General features: G+C 50.2%; 17 protein-coding genes. 15 read left to right on the forward strand and 2 right to left on the reverse strand.

The window, feature by feature from the left end:
- The first annotated feature begins 75 nt into the window (after positions 1-75).
- From QQL65_RS05850 to trmB, 7 genes are all read left to right on the forward strand, one after another.
- Positions 76-1047 (forward strand): PhoH family protein, encoded by a 972-nt coding sequence (locus QQL65_RS05850; protein WP_284366221.1) that lies wholly within the window; start codon positions 76-78, stop codon positions 1045-1047.
- Between the two features lie 19 nt (positions 1048-1066).
- Positions 1067-1555, forward strand: coding sequence for an rRNA maturation RNase YbeY (ybeY, locus tag QQL65_RS05855; protein ID WP_284362728.1), 489 nt, complete (start codon positions 1067-1069; stop codon positions 1553-1555).
- A 40-nt stretch (positions 1556-1595) separates the two neighbouring features.
- Positions 1596-2672, forward strand: coding sequence for a hemolysin family protein (locus QQL65_RS05860; RefSeq protein WP_284362729.1), 1077 nt, complete (start codon positions 1596-1598; stop codon positions 2670-2672).
- A gap of 85 nt (positions 2673-2757) precedes the next feature.
- A complete protein-coding gene (gene lnt, locus QQL65_RS05865) occupies positions 2758-4383 on the forward strand; it encodes an apolipoprotein N-acyltransferase (RefSeq protein ID WP_284362731.1) in 1626 nt (541 codons plus the stop codon).
- A 1-nt stretch (position 4384) separates the two neighbouring features.
- Positions 4385-4789, forward strand: a complete 405-nt coding sequence (locus QQL65_RS05870) for a helix-turn-helix domain-containing protein (RefSeq protein WP_284362733.1) — start codon at positions 4385-4387, stop codon at positions 4787-4789.
- 121 nt (positions 4790-4910) lie between these two features.
- Positions 4911-6080: a methionine adenosyltransferase gene (gene metK / locus QQL65_RS05875; RefSeq protein WP_284362735.1), complete on the forward strand. Its 1170-nt coding sequence runs from the start codon at positions 4911-4913 to the stop codon at positions 6078-6080.
- A gap of 3 nt (positions 6081-6083) precedes the next feature.
- Positions 6084-6812 (forward strand): tRNA (guanosine(46)-N7)-methyltransferase TrmB, encoded by a 729-nt coding sequence (gene trmB, locus QQL65_RS05880; RefSeq protein ID WP_284362737.1) that lies wholly within the window; start codon positions 6084-6086, stop codon positions 6810-6812.
- A gap of 3 nt (positions 6813-6815) precedes the next feature.
- Here the strand turns inward: trmB and QQL65_RS05885 are convergent, their stop codons facing one another.
- Positions 6816-7685 carry a DUF6544 family protein gene (locus QQL65_RS05885; RefSeq protein WP_284362739.1) on the reverse strand — a complete coding sequence of 290 codons (870 nt, stop codon included), beginning with the start codon at positions 7683-7685 and terminating at the stop codon, positions 6816-6818.
- Positions 7686-7866: 181 nt separating this feature from the next.
- Between QQL65_RS05885 and rimP the strand changes: the two genes are divergently transcribed.
- The 8 genes from rimP to pnp all read left to right on the forward strand — a co-directional run bounded on the left by rimP (position 7867) and on the right by pnp (position 17806).
- Entirely contained in the window at positions 7867-8496 is a 630-nt protein-coding gene (gene rimP / locus QQL65_RS05890) for a ribosome maturation factor RimP (RefSeq protein ID WP_284362740.1), read from the forward strand.
- A 37-nt stretch (positions 8497-8533) separates the two neighbouring features.
- Entirely contained in the window at positions 8534-10189 is a 1656-nt protein-coding gene (gene nusA, locus QQL65_RS05895) for a transcription termination factor NusA (protein WP_284362741.1), read from the forward strand.
- A 31-nt stretch (positions 10190-10220) separates the two neighbouring features.
- Positions 10221-10826: an RNA-binding protein gene (locus QQL65_RS05900; RefSeq protein WP_284362742.1), complete on the forward strand. Its 606-nt coding sequence runs from the start codon at positions 10221-10223 to the stop codon at positions 10824-10826.
- 11 nt (positions 10827-10837) lie between these two features.
- On the forward strand, positions 10838-13510 hold the full coding sequence (gene infB, locus QQL65_RS05905) for a translation initiation factor IF-2 (protein WP_284362744.1): 2673 nt from the start codon (positions 10838-10840) through the stop codon (positions 13508-13510).
- Between the two features lie 69 nt (positions 13511-13579).
- Positions 13580-13990, forward strand: a complete 411-nt coding sequence (rbfA, locus tag QQL65_RS05910) for a 30S ribosome-binding factor RbfA (protein ID WP_284362745.1) — start codon at positions 13580-13582, stop codon at positions 13988-13990.
- 21 nt (positions 13991-14011) lie between these two features.
- Positions 14012-14920: a tRNA pseudouridine(55) synthase TruB gene (gene truB, locus QQL65_RS05915; RefSeq protein ID WP_284362746.1), complete on the forward strand. Its 909-nt coding sequence runs from the start codon at positions 14012-14014 to the stop codon at positions 14918-14920.
- A 169-nt stretch (positions 14921-15089) separates the two neighbouring features.
- A complete protein-coding gene (gene rpsO / locus QQL65_RS05920) occupies positions 15090-15359 on the forward strand; it encodes a 30S ribosomal protein S15 (RefSeq protein WP_284362748.1) in 270 nt (89 codons plus the stop codon).
- Between the two features lie 314 nt (positions 15360-15673).
- Complete coding sequence (gene pnp, locus QQL65_RS05925; RefSeq protein ID WP_284362749.1) at positions 15674-17806, forward strand: polyribonucleotide nucleotidyltransferase; 2133 nt, start codon at positions 15674-15676, stop codon at positions 17804-17806.
- Here the strand turns inward: pnp and QQL65_RS05930 are convergent, their stop codons facing one another.
- Entirely contained in the window at positions 17807-18001 is a 195-nt protein-coding gene (locus QQL65_RS05930; RefSeq protein WP_284362750.1) for a hypothetical protein, read from the reverse strand. It abuts the gene before it with no gap.
- Positions 18002-18441 lie beyond the last annotated feature (440 nt).

The raw sequence follows: 18441 nt of genomic DNA on the forward strand, positions 1-18441 counted from the left end.
AAGACACAAAGGAGCTATTGTTTGACAAAATCATGGTCACCCGAAGGCCATAAATCGGACACAACAGATTTGGAAATGGCGTTTGAAGACAATCGTTTAGCGTCTCAACTTTATGGCGAGTTTGACCAAAATCTGGCTCTGATCGAACAAAAGCTCGGCGTACGCGCCAACACCCGCGGCAATCATGTCATGTTATCCGGCAGCGCGATCAATGTAGATCAAGCGCGCCGAACCCTTGAATCGCTTTACGCGCAGCTTGAAGACGGTCAAGATATCTCTATTGGAGATGTCGATGGCGTTATTCGCATGATCATCACTGAAGATAGCCAACTCACCCTACCTACTTTTGAGAAAAAGGGACGGGTGCGCATGGCGCAAATTGCGACCCGCAAATCAACCATTGTGGCGCGCTCACCCGCGCAAGACGGCTATATCCGCGCAATGGACCGCACCGAATTGGTGTTTGGTGTTGGCCCTGCGGGTACAGGCAAAACATATTTGGCCGTTGCATACGCGGCAACGCTGCTCGAGCGTGGTGATATTTCGCGCATAATTCTGTCTCGTCCGGCGGTTGAAGCGGGCGAGCATTTGGGTTTCTTGCCCGGTGATATGAAAGACAAAGTCGATCCATATCTACGTCCGCTATATGATGCACTTTATGATATGATGCAGCCAGAAATTGTTGATCGCTGCATTGAAAACCACACCATTGAAGTGGCGCCGCTTGCCTTTATGCGTGGGCGGACTTTGTCCAATGCAGTGGTGATTTTGGATGAAGCGCAGAACACAACCGCCCAGCAAATGAAGATGTTTTTGACCCGTCTGGGTGAAAACTCAAAAATGATCATCACGGGCGATCCCTCGCAGGTAGATTTGCCGCGTGGTGTGCGTTCTGGGTTGGTTGAAGCGCTGGATTTCTTGTCAGGTGTGCAAGGCATACACGTCACCCGCTTTACAGATAAAGATGTGGTGCGGCATGAATTGGTAGCCCGTATCATTCGCGCATATGACAAAGCTGAGAAAAAGGCCAAAAACAACGCTGAATAGCTGCGTTTTGGAAGAGCTTTTGCCAGATTTTCAAATTGAAATTGATGTTTTGATCGAGGACGAAGCGTGGTCCAATGATCTTGAGGCAACCATTTTGACAGCGATTGAGGCAGCTATTTCGCATCTCGATATCAAGCCGCAAGCACCAACAGAATTGTCGGTTTTGTTGACCAATGATGCCCACCAACAAGAATTGAATGCGCAATGGCGGGAAAAACAATCTAGCACCAATGTTCTGTCGTTTCCCCAAATTGAGCCCTTTGCACCAGTTGCTGGCCTTATTGGCGACATATCATTGGCCTACGAAACCGTTGCAAAAGAGGCGCAGATGGAAGGCAAAAGCTTTGCCGATCACGTCTCACACCTTTGTGTACATGGATTTTTGCATATTTTAGGCTATGATCATCTCACCAGTGACGAAGCAGAAAAAATGGAGCAGCTTGAAAGGGAAATACTTTTGTCCCTTGAAATTGCTGACCCATATGCCGAAATTGCAGAGAATAGTTGAGACTTTTAAGGAGTGAAACCGGCCCTTCGGCCGTATCGAAATGAACGACAAAGATCAGCCCATCGCCGCGGCGCAACGGCCGCATCGTCAAAATGACGACAGTGCGCAAACCCAAAATTCAAAAAAAGACGAAACGCAATCAATAGATCGCAAACTGTCTTTTTGGGGCAAAATCCGAGCGAAACTGGCATTCCGTGCCCCCACCTTGCGTCAAGATCTGCAAGAAGCGCTCGAAGACACAACCAATAATGGCTTTGATGCCGCCTTCTCTGATGGCGAGCGTGCCCTTATTCAAAATGTTCTCAACCTGTCAAAAATTCGAGTTGAAGACGTCATGGTCAACCGCGCCGATATTGAGGCGACAGAGGTTGACGATACCGTCTCCACACTGATCGCGCGTTTCCGTGAAGCCGGACATTCCCGCTTGCCGGTTTATGACGATATGCTCGATAATATTGTGGGCATGGTGCACATCAAAGATTTGCTGCTTAGCTTGTCTGATCCACAAGAAGTTGAAAGCAAAAGCGCGCAGCCTGAAAAACTGAAATCGGGCACATTGCGTACAAGAATTGCCAATACGAATTTGGTTCGCGACGTGCTTTATGTGCCTCCCGCAATGCCTGTTGGCAATTTGCTTCAATCTATGCAAGCCACCCGCATTCACATGGCGATAGTGGTTGATGAATATGGTGGCACGGATGGTCTGGTGACCATTGAAGACCTTATCGAAGAGGTCGTTGGCGACATTGAAGACGAGCACGACGAAGCTGAAGAAATTCAAATCAGCACCATCGACGAGAACACTTATGTGGTGGATGCCCGTTGTGAGCTTGAAGATCTCGCACAAGCATTGGGTCCAGAATTTGACCCAGGTGAGCATGCAGAAGACGTCGACACGCTCGGCGGTTTGGTGACCTCAATGGTCGATCGCGTACCGGTACGTGGCGAAGTGATTTCAAAACTACGCGGGTTTGAGTTTGAGATTATCCAAGCGGACCCACGGCGTGTAAAAACCATCAAAGTGACCCGTCGCAAACGCATGGCGCGACCGCGGCCGCGTAAGCTCAAAATTGAAACTGCTGACGAGGCCAACAACACCAAGACCGCTGCAGAATAGTTTTCAGCGTGAAAGCCTTGACGTAGCCACATTGAACCGCCAGCAATGTGAGCAGAGTGATTTGCGAAATAGGTAGCCACGCAACATGTTCGAAAATTTTGCACAATGGTGCTTGTTGGTGCATGGCTGGCGACGGCTTCTGGTTGCGTTTGCAGCGGGTGCGCTAGCGGCCCTTTCAATGCCGCCACTCTATGTTCTGCCCGCTTTGTTCGTCGCCTTTCCTATTCTGGTTTGGTTGCTTGATGGGGTCGAGACACAACTGTCTTGGCGACAAAAACTATTCGGACCCGCTTTTCGCATTGGGTGGAGTTTTGGCTTTGGCTATTTCACCCTGTCGCTGCACTGGATGTCTGGTGCTTTTTTTGTCGAACCAGATTTGTTTTTATGGGCGTTGCCTCTAGGTCTATTCGGGCTACCTGCACTGCTTGCAATTTTTTGGGGCTTTGGCGCTTCAATTGCGCATCTCATGTGGTCCGATTACGGACAGCGCCTTTTCGCGCTCGCAGGGGCCCTGAGCGTCACAGAGTTTTTGCGCGGCCATCTATTTACCGGCTTCCCATGGAATCTGCACGGATATGCCCTTGGACTGAGTGACCAGACCATGCAATTTGGCTCGATTGTTGGGATTTACGGGCTGACATTTTTGATGCTGATCATGGCAATGAGCCCAGCGACCATATGGCCAAATCTCGAACAATCAAAAATTGATCGCTTCGCGCCTTTCATTGGCGCACTGTGCGCATTGGCCGGGCTTTTTGCCTTTGGACAGTGGCAATTGAGCGCAAACCCAACAGAGTTTCGCCGTGACGTGCGCCTGCGCTTGGTTCAACCAAATATTCCGCAAGCTGAAAAATGGAAGCCTGAGAATGTTGGGCCGATCTTTGAGAAATTGTTGGCACTTTCCGCAGAGCGATCTTCTCCGGACGACCCTGGACTAATTGCAACAACCCATTTGATCTGGCCCGAATCGGTATTTCCATTTTTGGTGGCCGAACGGCCCCAAGCACTGGCCCTAATCGCTCGTCTATTGCCAAATGGAACCAATTTGATCGCCGGCGCTGCTCGAAATAGGGTCGATCTCACTCTAGGAGATCAGTCAGAAGCAGGCGTGTTGAATTCTATTCTGTCGTTTAATGACCAAGGCGAAATCAATGCCACTTACGACAAATATCGATTGGTACCTTTTGGCGAATATGTGCCGCTTAAACCGGTCCTTTCGTTGTTGGGCATTCGTGAAATGGTTTCGGCGTCAGATAGTTTTGTGCATGGCACACCGCCGCGCAAAGCATTTACCCCACTTGGTACACCACCACTTTTGCCCCTGATTTGTTACGAAGTGATATTCTCAGGCGGGCTTGGTGACACTATTCGCCAATCTGAATGGATGTTGAATCTCACCAATGATGCGTGGTTCCAACACACCATCGGCCCAGCCCAACATTTTGAACATGCGCGCATGCGGGCGGTGGAGGAGGGTGTGCCGCTGGTGCGCGTTGCAAATACGGGCCGAACCGCTGTAATTGATGCATTTGGTCGCATCACAGCATCTCTGGCAATGGATAAAGCGGCGGTTCTTAATGCAAATTTGCCGCAAAGACTTGAGAAAACTTTGTTTTCGCAATACCGTCATACCATATTTTATTTGATAATTGGCGCAGTGTTACTTTCCGTCATACTAAGGAATCGATGGCGCCGTAATTGGGAGAACTAGTTTGCCAATCCCTCGCCCACGTCAGCCTGACCAAATTGATGAGCAAGTTGGACAGATGGTGCGCACGCGCCGCAAGGCTTGCCGCATGTCTATGAAAAGCCTCGCCCAAAGCTTAGGAATTACCTATCAACAGGTGCAAAAATACGAAACCGGATCAAATCGTATCCCCGTTTCGCGCTTAGCCATGATCGCAGAACTACTGGGTTGCTCACCTGGAGATTTTTACGCTGAATTGCCCCAACACTCCTTTGGTGAGGGTGCGCAATCTCCGTTTTCGGGTCTATCTGCGGAAAAGCAACGACTTCTCAATGCATTTGATGCGATACCCACATCGGTTGCCAAAAACGCGCTTTTGGATATCGCGGACCAAATGGCGGCGACCCAACGCCTACAAAAAAGTGAATGAGTTCGGTTTGATATAACGAATTCTTTATATCCATATTGCAATTATGAACGCCAATGAATATCTGTAGGGCCAACTTTCGCGCAAAACGCGCGTCCTGAGCCCTGAATGAAAGGCTTTGCTTGTGGCAAATTCGTCCTATCTTTTCACCTCTGAATCAGTTTCAGAGGGGCATCCCGACAAAATCTGCGACCGCATTTCAGACGCGATCCTTGATGCCTTCTTGGAAAAAGACCCCTATTCGCGCGTCGCCGTGGAAACATTAGCCACGACAAATAAAGTGGTGCTGGCTGGTGAAGTGCGCGGCCCCGACAGTATTGACAAGGCGGCAATGGAAGCGATCGCGCGTCGTTGCATCAAAAACATCGGCTATGAGCAGGAAGGCTTCCACTGGGAAAACTGCGATATTGATGTGTATGTGCATGAGCAGTCTGCTGAGATTGCTCAAGGCGTTGATGCTTCAGACAATAAGGATGAAGGCGCGGGTGACCAAGGCATTATGTTTGGTTTTGCCACTGACGAAACCCCAGAGCTTATGCCGGCGCCAATTCAATATGCACACAAAATCTTGCGCACCATGGCTACAGCTCGTCATGCGGGCGAAGTGCCGCAATTGGCGCCAGACGCGAAAAGCCAAGTCACATTGAAATATGAAAATGGCAAGCCAGTTGGCACCACTTCTGTGGTGGTCTCAACCCAGCATCTTGAAGGCGTGAGCCAGCAAGAGGTGCGCGACATTGTCCGCCCGTTTGTGGTCAACGCGCTGCCCGACGGTTGGATGTGCCCAGAAGACGATTTCTATGTAAACCCAACGGGTGCCTTTGTCATTGGCGGACCTGATGGGGATGCGGGTCTTACGGGTCGTAAGATTATCGTCGACACATATGGTGGCGCAGCGCCCCACGGCGGCGGCGCCTTTTCGGGTAAAGACCCGACCAAAGTTGACCGTTCGGCTGCCTATGCTGCGCGCTATTTGGCCAAGAACGTGGTCGCCGCTGGTTTGGCGAAAAAATGTGTTATCCAGCTGTCCTATGCGATTGGTGTTTCCAAGCCGCTATCGATCTTTGTAGACACCTTCGGCACGGGCTCAGTGGATGAAGACAAACTCGGCAATGTGCTCAATAAAGTGATGGACCTTTCACCTCGAGGCATTCGTGAAGCACTTGAGTTGAACAAGCCGATCTATGAGCGCACCGCAGCTTACGGTCATTTTGGTCGCAACCCAACGAATGACGGCGGCTTCTCTTGGGAACGCACCAACCTCGCTGACGCGATTAAGTCGGAACTCACCTAGATAATGTCACCAGTATCGACGTCACATTTGCGAAAAGCGGACTATGGGCCCGAGGCCGAACGAAAGGCCTTCTTTGGTCGCCGTTCGGCCCACAAGCTCCATCCCACCCAGCAACGGCTGGCTGATGAGCTATTGCCAAAGGTCAAACTCCAATTACCAGATGGCCCATTGTCGCTTGAAAATGCTTTTGAGCAGCAACGGCAAAAGAATTTCATCGAAATTGGCTATGGCGGTGGGGAGCACTTGGCACGTCAAGCCCAGAACAATCGCGACGCAAATTATATCGGGTGTGAGCCCTTTATTGGTGGCATTGGCAAAATGCTCGCCGCAATCGACGATGCTGAGCTTAAAAATGTGAAGCTCTATACTGACGATGCGTTGCATCTAATTAAGGCACTGCCCGAAGCTTCCTTCGATGGCGCCTATTTGCTCTACCCTGATCCTTGGCCAAAGAAACGCCATCACAAACGTCGTTTTATCAATCCTGTAACGTTGAGCGCATTGGCGCGCATTCTAAAACCGGGCGCTGAATTCCGCGTTGCAACAGACATTGAGGACTACGCCACTTGGGTACTTGGCCATGTCATGCGCCATGATCAGTTCGTTTGGCCGGCCCAAAACGCTGGATCGTGGCACAATCCATGGTCAGACTGGCAACCTACGCGTTACGAGCAGAAGGCACGAAAAGAAGGACGGCATGTCTCGTTCTATTTTAGTTTTGTGCGTATCTAGATACTATTGGCTGAGGTCGTATTCGACCTTGGTCACTTGTGCCTTGAAAAAGGCGAAATAGTCACTTGTGCCAAAAAAGTTGCCCGCCTCCACATCACTGACAATCGTGATGCCATCAACAGTGACATAATCATGCGCATAACCGCCAAAGGGCTGCAGCACAAAGGTTTGGCTTGGGTTGGCATTGCTCCATCTGGGCAGCACAAATTCTAGCGGTGCGCCATTCTCATCGATCTTTATGTCAACCGTTTGCGTGAAGCCATGCGATGTGACGCTTGCGCGGATTAGATCGGGCGACAATTCCTCCCATGTGATGCCAAATTGTGGCAACAACGAAACCGGCGCCCAGGCCGCCATTTCGACAACCATGCGACCGATGCCAGATCGTAAATAGTCTTCATCTCCACCAGCCCGCGCAACTGGAAAAACACCAAGTAACCAGAATTTAGTCCAGCTCTCGCCATTCCAAACCGCATCGCTGCCATTCATAGCCATTAGCGTGTCGTAGGTTTTGAGCGACCAAGTGAAGTTTGTCGGTGGTGCATTATATTGGGTTGCTGTGAAAGGGTAGTAATTGTGCGTTGAAACATCTCCTAAGCCAAATTGGCCGCGCATTTCTATGCGTGAGATTGTGCTTAAGCGGGCGCCGGGCGAGATCATGAAGTTGAAGTAGCGCTGAACTGCGTCAGGCAAATGGGTCACCATATTAGGGTCATATATACCCTGTGCGGGGTCTCGTTGAGTTGATATCGCCCAATTGATTTCTTCAATTTGGCGCTGGTCAGTGAAATTTTGCCACAGCGCCACCATGCCCGCAAAAGCGGCAATAATGCCTAAAACAAGAAAACTTGATAAAAGGATCGTCTTGAACATGGCAACGGGCTTTCTACTCTAAGTCTTTAAGTATCAAACGGCACCTTTAATCAAAGCGCGTTGACCAAAGTCAAACCGCTTGCAATGGGATGGCTTTGGCAGTATATAAGCTCAAAATCTCGAAAAAATATGAGAGTGGGTGCCAACCGGCCCCGCTCTTTTTTAATACCAAAAGGGTCAAATGCAGGTCGAATTGGACTTAAAAGAGCAGCGATATTGTCGTGAATCGGGTCAAGAGCAGCGCGTGTCAGCGATCCTTGAGCCAGTCGCTGAAGATATGGGTTATCGCTTGGTGCGTGTGCGCGTCACTCAAGATAATGGCTGCACGTTGCAAATCATGGCAGAGAATGCGCAGGGTGATTTCAACATTACCGACTGTGAAAAGTTTTCAAATGAGATTTCGCCAATATTGGACGTCGAAGATCCGATTAGCCGCGAATATCATTTGGAAGTTTCTTCCCCCGGAATTGATCGACCACTGGTGCGCCTGTCCGATTTTGAACAATGGATTGGTCACGACGCCAAAATCGAGATTCAAAACATGGTCAATGGCCGCCGCCGTTATCGTGGCATTATTGAAGGTGTTGAAGGCCGCCAAATCTTGGTGCGCTTACCTGATGTGCCAGAAGGCGGCGAAGACCTACACAAAATTGATATTGAGAATTTGGCGGAAGCCAAATTGGTCATGACTGATGAATTGCTCGATGAGGCACGTGCGCGACAAGAAGCGGCCAACCCATTGAGCGACCCTGAAATTGAAACCGAAATTGACCAGACCGATGCGGCTGGCGAAAATGATGGAGACGCTTAACAAGCGTCTCATATTCCTTAATCGAGGAGAATGATAAATGGCTGTTAGTGCAAATAGGCTCGAACTATTGCAAATCGCGGATGCAGTTGCGCGCGAAAAGTCTATCGACCGAATGATCGTTATCGAAGCGATGCAGGACGCTATTCAAAAAGCGGCCCGCTCTCGCTATGGCGCTGAAACTGAAATTCGCGCTGAGATCAATCCTTCAACCGGCGAATTGCGGATGTGGCGTTTGCTTGAGATTGTAGAAACGGTTGAAGAATATGGCCGCCAAATCTCTTTAGAAGAAGCACAGCATCGCAATTCTGATGCGAACCTAGGCGACTTTATTACAGAGCCATTGCCGCCAATCGAATTTGGCCGGATTGCCGCGCAATCTGCAAAGCAGGTTATCGTTCAAAAAGTGCGCGATGCTGAACGCGAGCGCATGTATGACGAGTTTAAAGACCGCATTGGTGAGATCATCAACGGCACAGTCAAGCGCGTTGAATATGGCAATGTGATTGTTGACCTTGGCCGTGGTGAAGCGATTATCCGTCGTGATGAGTTGATCCCACGCGAAACATTCCGCTATGGCGACCGTGTGCGTGCATACATTCATGATGTGCGCCAAGAGCAACGTGGACCACAGATTTTCTTGTCACGCACGCATCCACAATTCATGGCGAAATTGTTCATGCAAGAAGTGCCTGAAATTTATGACGGCATCATCAATATTCGCTCGATTTCACGTGACCCAGGGTCGCGCGCCAAAATCGCTGTAACTTCAAACGATTCTTCAATTGATCCGGTAGGTGCGTGCGTTGGTATGCGCGGTTCACGGGTTCAAGCTGTGGTCAATGAGCTGCAAGGCGAAAAAATCGACATCATTCCTTGGACTGAAAGCCTTGCGGACCTTGTGGTTTCTGCGCTTCAGCCAGCGGAAGTTGTCAAAGTGGTGCTTGATGAGCAAGCCGAACGGATTGAAGTGGTGGTGCCAGACGAGCAATTGTCATTGGCCATCGGTCGTCGCGGCCAGAATGTGCGTTTGGCATCTCAGTTGATCGGTTGGGATATTGATATTCTCACCGAACAAGAAGAGTCAGAACGTCGTCAGAAAGAGTTCGTTGAACGCTCAGAATTGTTCATGAACGCGATGAATGTTGACGAAATGGTTGCGCAATTGTTGGCGTCAGAAGGTTTCTCTTCCTTGGAAGAAGTGGCCTATGTTGAGCCAGTTGAAATCGCGTCGATTGAAGGCTTTGATGACGACACTGCTGCTGAAATTCAGGCACGTGCCGCAGAGTTCCTCGAGCAAGCCGAGCGTGAGCGCGATGAAGAGCGCAAAAAACTTGGTGTTGAAGACGAGCTCTATGACATTCCTGGCCTCAATGCAGCAATGCTTGTGGCATTGGGCAAAGAAGAGATCAAAAATATTGAAGATTTTGCCGGCTGTGCTGCGGACGACCTTGTAGGTTGGACCGAAAAGAAAGACGGCGAAGTCAAACGATTTGAAGGTACTTTCACCGAGTTTCCGGTAAGCCGGGAAGAAGCGGAAGAGATGATCATGAGTGCACGCTTGAAAGCCGGGTGGGTTACTCTTGATGAGATCTCTGACGATGAAGAAGTTGAAGAGGGTGCTGAGTTTGTTGAAGGTGATGAAGGTCAGGATGCCGAAGTGGCAGCTGAAGATCCAGCATCACCGGCTGAATAAACAACTAGTCTAAGGGTGCAACAACAAGCCAATGCCGGCAAATAAGCAAATTGCGACACGTGAATGTTGCGTGACCAAGGCAATTTTGCCAAAAACCGACCTTATTAGGTTTGTTGTTGGGCCAGACGGGCAGATTTTTCCAGATGTGACTGGAAAAGCTGGCGGTCGAGGCGTATGGGTAACCGCAACAGCTGATGCGGTAGCTGAAGCGCAGAACAAAAAGGCGTTTGCCCGTGGTCTTAAGATGGCGGTCAAATTGCCCGATGACCTTGCAGGTTTAACCCAAAGTCATTTGGAAAACCGGCTCATAGGAGCACTGCAATTGGCACGCAAAGGCGGGTTCTTTGTGATGGGGTCCGCTAAGGTCCGCAGTGCCCTGGAAAAAGATAAAGCGCGCGCGCTGATTACGGCGCGCGATGCAAGCGACGATGGTCGACGAAAAATGATGCAATTGGTTCGGGTTCTAGAACTCGAAGAGACATTGCCTCATATCGACCTGCTAAGTGCCGAACAATTGAGTTTGGCTTTTGGCGGTAAAAATGTGATACATGCTGCGCTGGTAGGCGGCGCAGCAGCAAATTCGGCCATTGAGCAGTACAAACGACTTGTGCGCTATGTGGCAAAAGATAATGGATGAGTGGCGAATATATGAGTGACAACGATAAAAGATCAGACGCAACACCGAGCGATGGGGAAAAGAAACCTCTTTCGCTAAAGGGCGGACCTGCTGGTGGCGGGCGTCCAGGTGGCGGCCGGTCTCGGACCGTCGTGGTTGAAAAGCGAAGCCGCACCTTTACCGCACCCTCAAAAGGTGCAGCTGCGCCCCGTCCAAAGGCAAGCGAAGGCGCGCCTAGCGGTCGCCCGTCTGGACAGCCGAGCGGTCAGCCAGGTGGATCGCGTTCTGGTGGTCAACGCAATCAACAGCGTCGTCAAGATGGTAACCGGAACCGGCAGGGTCAGGGCGGTCGTCGCCAAGAGCCAGTCAATACCGGACTAACCAATTCTGAAGCGGAAAAGCGTGAACGCGCTTTGCGCGCTGCGGCTGCACGGGCGGATGAAGAACGTCGCGCCCAGCAAGAAGCTGAACAGCGTCGCATCGATGATGCAGCGCGTCGCAAGGCTGAACGTGAAGAAGCTGAGCGCATTAAGGCTGAAGAAGAAGCACGTCTAGAAGCTGAACGCAAAGATCGTGAGCGCGAAGAAGCTGAGGAAAAGGTTAAGGCAACAAAAGCCAAGGCAAAACCTGCTGCTAAAGCAAAGCCACAGGCTGAGCCAGAGGAGCCACCTGCGCCGCCAGTTGAACGCGCTAATTCCAAACAACCGGATCAAGGCCGCAAGAAAAACGCACCATTGGTGCGCGAAGACGAACTTGAGCGCGCAAAACGCGCTGCCAAGCCGCAGCCAAGCAAGCGCGCTGGTGGCAATGATCGTCGTCAGTCTCGTTTGACTGTGACCTCTGCAACACGTGGTGATAGTGAGCGCGATCGTGGTCCATCATTGGCTGCGATGCGTCGTCGTCGTGAAAAACAACGTGGCAAAGGCCCACAGACACCTAAAGAGAAGATTTCTCGTGAGGTGACCATTCCAGAAGCCATTACGGTACAGGAATTGGCAAACCGTATGGCAGAACGTGCCGTTGACGTGATCAAACTGTTGATGCAACAGGGTCAAATGGCAACCATCAATGATGTGTTGGACGCCGATACTGCCGAATTGATCGCCACAGAGATGAACCACACCGTAAAACGTGTTGCTGAATCTGATGTGGAAGAAGGTCTATTCGAGCAAAAAGCTGACCAAAATCCTGACGAGATGGAATCTCGTGCGCCAGTTGTGACCATCATGGGCCACGTTGACCACGGTAAGACTTCACTTCTGGATGCGATCCGTGAAGCCAATGTGGTTTCCGGTGAAGCGGGCGGTATCACTCAGCATATTGGTGCGTATCAGGTTGAGCGTGACGGACACGAAATTACGTTCCTTGATACACCTGGGCACGAAGCCTTTACGGCAATGCGTGCACGTGGTGCGCAAGCCACCGATATTGCTGTGTTGGTTGTTGCTGCTGACGATGGCGTAATGCCGCAGACCATTGAATCGATCAAACACGCTAAAGCGGCCGAAGTGCCAATTATCGTTGCGATCAACAAAATGGATAAGCCAGAAGCTGATCCAAACCGCGTGCGCAACGAGCTGTTGCAACACGAGGTGTTTGTTGAATCCATGGGCGGTGAAATCCTGGATGTTGAAGTTTCTGCCATGCAGAAACAAAACCTTGAGGGCATTTTGGACGCAATCGTATTGCAGTCTGAAATCTTGGAACTCCAAGCCAACCCAACCGGACGCGCGCAGGGTATCGTTATCGAAGCCAAGCTCGACAAGGGTCGTGGCGCGGTTGCGACCGTGTTGGTACAAAACGGCGAATTGGCCGTTGGCGACATTGTGGTTGCTGGATCGCAGTGGGCCAAAGTTCGCGCTTTGATCAATGATAAAGGCGAGCAAGTTAAAACCGCTGGTCCATCAACCCCTGTTGAAGTCTTAGGTTTCACTGGTGTACCTGATGCAGGTGATTTGTTCGGTGCGGTTGAGCACGAGGCGAAAGCGCGTGAGATTACTGAATACCGTCAACGTACAAAACGTGAAAAATCTGCAGCTGGCGGCGTAACGTCACTTGAGCAGATGATGAACCAGCTCAAAACCGAAGATTTGGCCAAGATTCCTTTGGTCATTAAAGGTGACGTGCAAGGTTCTGTTGAAGCGATTAACGGCGCACTTGATAAACTGGCAACTGATGAAGTGTCAGCACAAGTGTTGATCGGCGGTGTAGGTGGTATCACGGAAAGTGATGTGACTTTGGCTGCGGCATCAAATGCGATTGTGATCGGCTTTAACACACGTGCCAACAAGCAGGCCCGTGAAGCGGCTGCTCGTGAAGGCGTTGAAATCCGTTATTACAACATCATCTACGATCTCGTGGACGATGTGAAAGCGGCCATGTCTGGTCTGTTGTCTCCAGAGGTACGCGAAACCTTCATCGGTAACGCTGAGATTCTGGAAGTGTTCAACATCACCAAAGTTGGCCGCGTGGCTGGTTGTCGTGTTGTGGATGGTATGGTTGAACGTGGCGCTGGCGTCCGTTTGATCCGCGACGATGTCGTTATCCACGAAGGCAAGCTTTCAACATTGAAGCGCTTCAAAGACGAAGTGAAAGATGTTCAAGCTGGCCAAGAGTGCGGCATGGCATTTGAGAAATATGAAGATATGCGCGCAGGCGATGTTATCGAATGTTTCCGCGTTGAATCGATTGAACGTACGCTTTAAGCGACGATCCGATTTTGTCCGGCGGCATAGTGCCGCCGGATATCTATTTCTACATTGAGGTCTAAAACCATGAGTGGCGAAAAACTCCCATCGCAGCGGCAATTGCGCGTTGGCGAATTGGTGCGACATGCCCTATCGGCCTTTTTGTCGCGCGATGAAATCCTTGATCCAGATTTGGATGGTGCCTTTATCACCGTTCCAGAAGTTCGTATGACGCCAGATTTGAAGCTGGCCAAAGTCTATGTGATGCCTTTGGGTGGTCAGAAGGTCGACGTTGTGGTTGATGCGCTGAACCGCAATCAGAAGTTCATCCGCGGCCAGGTTGCCCCAAAACTTGATCTTAAATATGCGCCACAGTTTCGGTTCTATGCCGACGAAACGTTTGATGAGGCAGGTCGTATCGATCAGCTCTTGCGCTCTGACCATGTTGCACAAGACCTTGATCACGAAGATCAAGACGACGACATTCAAGACCACTAAACCTGCAAATAGGCCGTCCCAATGACCCAACAAAAGCGCCAAAAACGCGCGATATCCGGCTGGATCATTCTCAATAAGCCTTATGATGTAACCTCGACCCAAGCGGTGGGGAAGATCAAATGGCTCTATAGTGCCAAAAAGGGCGGACATGCAGGCACTCTAGACCCTTTGGCGACAGGCATTTTGCCAATTGCATTGGGCGAGGCCACCAAAACCGTGCCGCATGTGCAAGACGGGGTCAAGATTTACGAATTTGATCTCAAATGGGGCAGCACCACCACAACAGATGATGTGGAAGGTGAAGTAACTGCCACTTCTGATGTGCGCCCGACCAAAGATCAGCTCGAAGCGGTTTTGCCACAGTTCACCGGCGTCATAACGCAGGTTCCACCGGCTTTTTCTGCCATTAAAATCAATGGTGAGCGCGCTTATGATCTCGCGCGCGCAGGTGAAAAGGTCGACGTGCCGCCGCGCGAAGTGGAAATTGATGCGTTTGAGTTGATTGCGCACGGCCAGGATTTATCGACCTTTCGGGTGACCTGCCAAAAAGGCACCTATGTGCGAGCCCTTGCACGCGATATTGCCGAAAGCTTGGGATCAAAGGGGCATGTTTCACGTCTTCATCGCGCAGCCGTTGGCCCTTTTACTGATGACGATGCGGTGACGATTAATGAGATTGAAGCGTTAGAGTTGCACGAACGTGATGCGGCGCTTCGACCACTTAATGACGCGGTGGGGCATTTGCCAGAAGTTGCACTAGACGATCGCCAAGCACAATTGGTGCGAATGGGCAATCCAGCGCTTTTGATTGGGCGCAATGCGCCCATTGCTTTGGACGAAGCCTACGCAACCTATAAGGGTGAAATGGTGGCTCTTGGATTTGTCGAAAAAGGTCAGTTCAAACCGAGTCGCGTGATCGTTGCATCGTAAATTTGGTGGCCATTAAACGCCTCTTTTCATATGACGTATTTTCCTGTATAAGCCAGCGCAACCGCCTTAGTGACTATGTTCTAACGGGCGGCTAATTCGGGCCAGCGCTGGACGACATCTTGGCGCATGGCGGCTTTTAACTCCTTTAGATATTTAGAAGGGAAATGCGATGTCGATTACTGCTGAGCGCAAAGAAGAGCTTATCAAAGAATACGCAACCAAAGCAGGTGACACTGGTTCACCAGAAGTACAGGTTGCGATCCTTTCAGAGCGTATTTCAAACCTCACGGAACACTTCAAAGATCACAAGAAAGATAACCACTCTCGTCGTGGTCTTTTGAAGATGGTTAGCCTACGTCGTCGTTTGCTTGATTACGTCAAGAAAAAAGACGAAGAGCGCTACAAGTCGCTTATCGAGCGTCTTGGCTTGCGTCGCTAGTCAACAATAGAATTGGCGCGGTGGCCATTTTGGTTGCCGCGTCTTTTCATTTCATTCGGATCAATTGACTAAAAGACGGTCTATCCGAATACAAACCACAATATCGGTCAATTGGTTGATCGGTATTGGGCGAAACGGCCAAGCGAACAGGATCGTCGGTCGCTTTTGATGATAGTTTTTAAGTCATTTCAAAAGCGTCTTGCCATCCTGGCTCACTTATCCGTTTCGCCAAATTTGAACGAAAGACGCCTTGTCGACGATGAAGGTGTGGCCATGAGGGACACATCCGGCAAGGCCTTATAGGATAAGATAATATGTTTGATCACCATAAGGTGGAACTAAACTGGGGCGGTCAGCCGCTCACCCTTGAAACAGGCAAAATGGCACGTCAGGCAGACGGCGCTGTTCTTGCAACATTGGGCGAAACCGTTGTTTTGGCAACTGTTGTTTCAGCCAAATCGGCTAAGCCGGGTCAAGACTTCTTCCCGCTAACCGTAAACTACCAAGAAAAATTCTATGCCGCAGGTAAGATCCCTGGCGGTTACTTCAAGCGCGAAGGTCGCCCAACAGAAGCTGAAACATTGATTTCACGTCTGATTGACCGCCCAATTCGCCCGCTATTCCCTGAAGGCTATAAAAACGAAACTCAAGTTGTTGTAACTGTACTTCAGTACGACCTTGAAAACCGTCCTGACATTGTTGGTCTTGTTGCCGCGTCTGCTGCCCTTACGATCTCTGGCGTTCCATTTATGGGCCCAATCGGCGCGGCACGTGTTGGCTATATTGACGGCGAATATGTTTTGAACTTTGCCCCTGAGCAAGACACAGATTCAAAATTGGATCTTGTTATGGCAGGCACGCAAGACGCTGTGTTGATGGTTGAATCAGAAGCCAAAGAATTGACTGAAGAGCAAATGCTCAAAGCGGTCATGTATGGTCATGAGCAATCTCAAAAAGTAATCGACGCAATCATCAAGCTTGCTGAACTTGCAGCGAAAGAGCCACGTGAGTTCGAGCCTGAAGATCTGTCTGGACTTGAAGCAGAAATGCTTAAAGTCGTTGAAGGCGATATCGCTGAAGCGTACAAGATCACAGAAAAAGCTGATCGCTATGAAGCGCTTGATGCCGCAAAAGCAAAAGTGAAAGAACATTTTGCCCCAGCTGAAGGCGAAGAAGCGAAATATACCGCTGAGCAAATCGGCGCTGTGTTTAAATCGCTACAAGCCAAAGTTGTGCGCAACAGCATTCTGGATACCGGCAAGCGTATCGACGGTCGTGACCTTTCAACCGTTCGCCCAATTGTTGCAGAAGCTGGCGTCTTGCCACGTACGCACGGTTCAGCTGTATTCACACGCGGTGAAACTCAAGCATTGGTTGTGGCCACATTGGGCACAGGCGATGATGAGCAGTTCATCGACAGCCTAGACGGCACATACAAACAAAACTTCATGCTGCACTACAACTTCCCTCCATATTCTGTGGGTGAAGCTGGCCGCATGGGCGGCACAAGCCGTCGTGAAACAGGTCACGGCAAATTGGCATGGCGCGCAATCAACCCAGTACGTCCAAGCGTTGAAGAATTCCCTTACACCATTCGCTTGGTATCAGAGATCACAGAATCAAACGGCTCGTCTTCAATGGCGTCTGTTTGTGGTGCATCATTGGCACTTATGGATGCGGGTGTTCCGCTACCACGTCCGGTTTCTGGTATCGCAATGGGTCTTATCTTGGAAGGTGAGCGCTTCGCTGTTCTTTCAGATATCTTGGGCGACGAAGATCACCTGGGCGATATGGACTTTAAAGTGGCAGGTACTTCTGAAGGTATCACATCACTTCAAATGGACATCAAAATTGCAGGCATCACCGAAGAGATTATGAAAACGGCGCTTGAGCAAGCCAAGGGCGGTCGTCATCATATTCTTGATGAGATGTCAAAAGCACTTGATGGTGCTCGTGAAGAAGTTGGTGAGTTTGCGCCTCGCATCGAAACCATGAAGATCCCAACCGACAAGATCCGTGAAGTGATCGGTACTGGCGGTAAAGTGATCCGTGAAATCGTTGAAAAAACCGGCGCGAAAGTGAACATCGAAGACGATGGCACCATCAAAATCGCTTCAAGCGATGGCAAAGCCATCGATGCTGCGGTTAAGTGGATCAAGTCAATCACAGACGAGCCTGAAGTTGGCGAAATCTACCAAGGTACCGTTGTAAAATGCGTGGACTTTGGTGCGTTCGTGAACTTCTTCGGTCCACGTGATGGCCTTGTGCACATCTCACAATTGGCCGACAAGCGCGTTGAAAAGACAACAGACGTCGTCAAAGAAGGCGAAAAAGTCTATGTCAAATTGATGGGCTTTGACGATCGCGGCAAAGTTCGCTTGTCAATGAAAGTCGTCGACCAGGAAACTGGCGAAGAGTTCAAAAAAGAAGAAGAAGCTGACGAGTAGTCACTTCTGAGCTTTGTTAAAATTAGAAAAGCCTGGCGTTGCTAAATCAGCGTCGGGCTTTTTCTTGGTTGGCTTGCGGTCTTTAATCGGTCGGCATGAGAGACCATGCTGTCCTAATTTATAGACTTCTGCAATTGCATCGGTGATTGCCAAGGCAATATAGGCAACTGGGTATGTAAGGATTTCATCCATCATTGCGCTCACTGTCGTCGTCGCGCTGACGTTTTTCTTGCTTTTTTGATCCATAGGGCGGCAAGAGCGCCTCTACGACGGCCTCAAACACAGCTGCAATAAAATCAAACATTGACCCTCCAAAATGAAATTAGAGTATTTCATCAATATGGGGACCTTTGCGTGTTTTTCCAGGTCATTGCCAAATTGCCTCCGGTCCTACGCGCATTAGTTGCACTTCGCGCTAGGAGAGAGGCCGATGAACAGATTTTGTAGCGACCCCGCATCTAGTGCCGGGTGGTGCGAGCGGAAAAGATAAGCAAAGACTTTGTACCGTCCCGGACTTGATCCGGGACCATTTGCTACTTGTTGTGAACTTAAATGGCCACGTTCAATTGGCGGGGGTGCCGGGGAAGGCCCGAAGGGCCGACGGCGGTAGTGCAAAACTACCGCGCGTGCCGAAG

The sequence above is a fragment of the Maritalea porphyrae genome (assembly GCF_030159895.1).
In the GTDB taxonomy this organism is placed as follows: Bacteria; Pseudomonadota; Alphaproteobacteria; order Rhizobiales; family Devosiaceae; genus Maritalea; species Maritalea porphyrae.

Excerpts from the sequence above, each read along its gene's own strand:
- QQL65_RS05850 (WP_284366221.1), top strand. The coding sequence starts at position 76 with ATGGCGTTTGAAGACAATCGTTTAGCGTCTCAACTTTATGGCGAGTTT.
- QQL65_RS05860 (WP_284362729.1), top strand. The coding sequence starts at position 1,596 with ATGAACGACAAAGATCAGCCCATCGCCGCGGCGCAACGGCCGCATCGT.
- lnt (WP_284362731.1), top strand. The coding sequence starts at position 2,758 with ATGTTCGAAAATTTTGCACAATGGTGCTTGTTGGTGCATGGCTGGCGA.
- trmB (WP_284362737.1), top strand. The coding sequence starts at position 6,084 with ATGTCACCAGTATCGACGTCACATTTGCGAAAAGCGGACTATGGGCCC.
- QQL65_RS05885 (WP_284362739.1), bottom strand. The coding sequence starts at position 7,685 with ATGTTCAAGACGATCCTTTTATCAAGTTTTCTTGTTTTAGGCATTATT.
- rimP (WP_284362740.1), top strand. The coding sequence starts at position 7,867 with ATGCAGGTCGAATTGGACTTAAAAGAGCAGCGATATTGTCGTGAATCG.
- nusA (WP_284362741.1), top strand. The coding sequence starts at position 8,534 with ATGGCTGTTAGTGCAAATAGGCTCGAACTATTGCAAATCGCGGATGCA.
- QQL65_RS05900 (WP_284362742.1), top strand. The coding sequence starts at position 10,221 with ATGCCGGCAAATAAGCAAATTGCGACACGTGAATGTTGCGTGACCAAG.
- infB (WP_284362744.1), top strand. The coding sequence starts at position 10,838 with ATGAGTGACAACGATAAAAGATCAGACGCAACACCGAGCGATGGGGAA.
- rbfA (WP_284362745.1), top strand. The coding sequence starts at position 13,580 with ATGAGTGGCGAAAAACTCCCATCGCAGCGGCAATTGCGCGTTGGCGAA.
- truB (WP_284362746.1), top strand. The coding sequence starts at position 14,012 with ATGACCCAACAAAAGCGCCAAAAACGCGCGATATCCGGCTGGATCATT.
- rpsO (WP_284362748.1), top strand. The coding sequence starts at position 15,090 with ATGTCGATTACTGCTGAGCGCAAAGAAGAGCTTATCAAAGAATACGCA.
- pnp (WP_284362749.1), top strand. The coding sequence starts at position 15,674 with ATGTTTGATCACCATAAGGTGGAACTAAACTGGGGCGGTCAGCCGCTC.
- QQL65_RS05930 (WP_284362750.1), bottom strand. The coding sequence starts at position 18,001 with ATGATGGATGAAATCCTTACATACCCAGTTGCCTATATTGCCTTGGCA.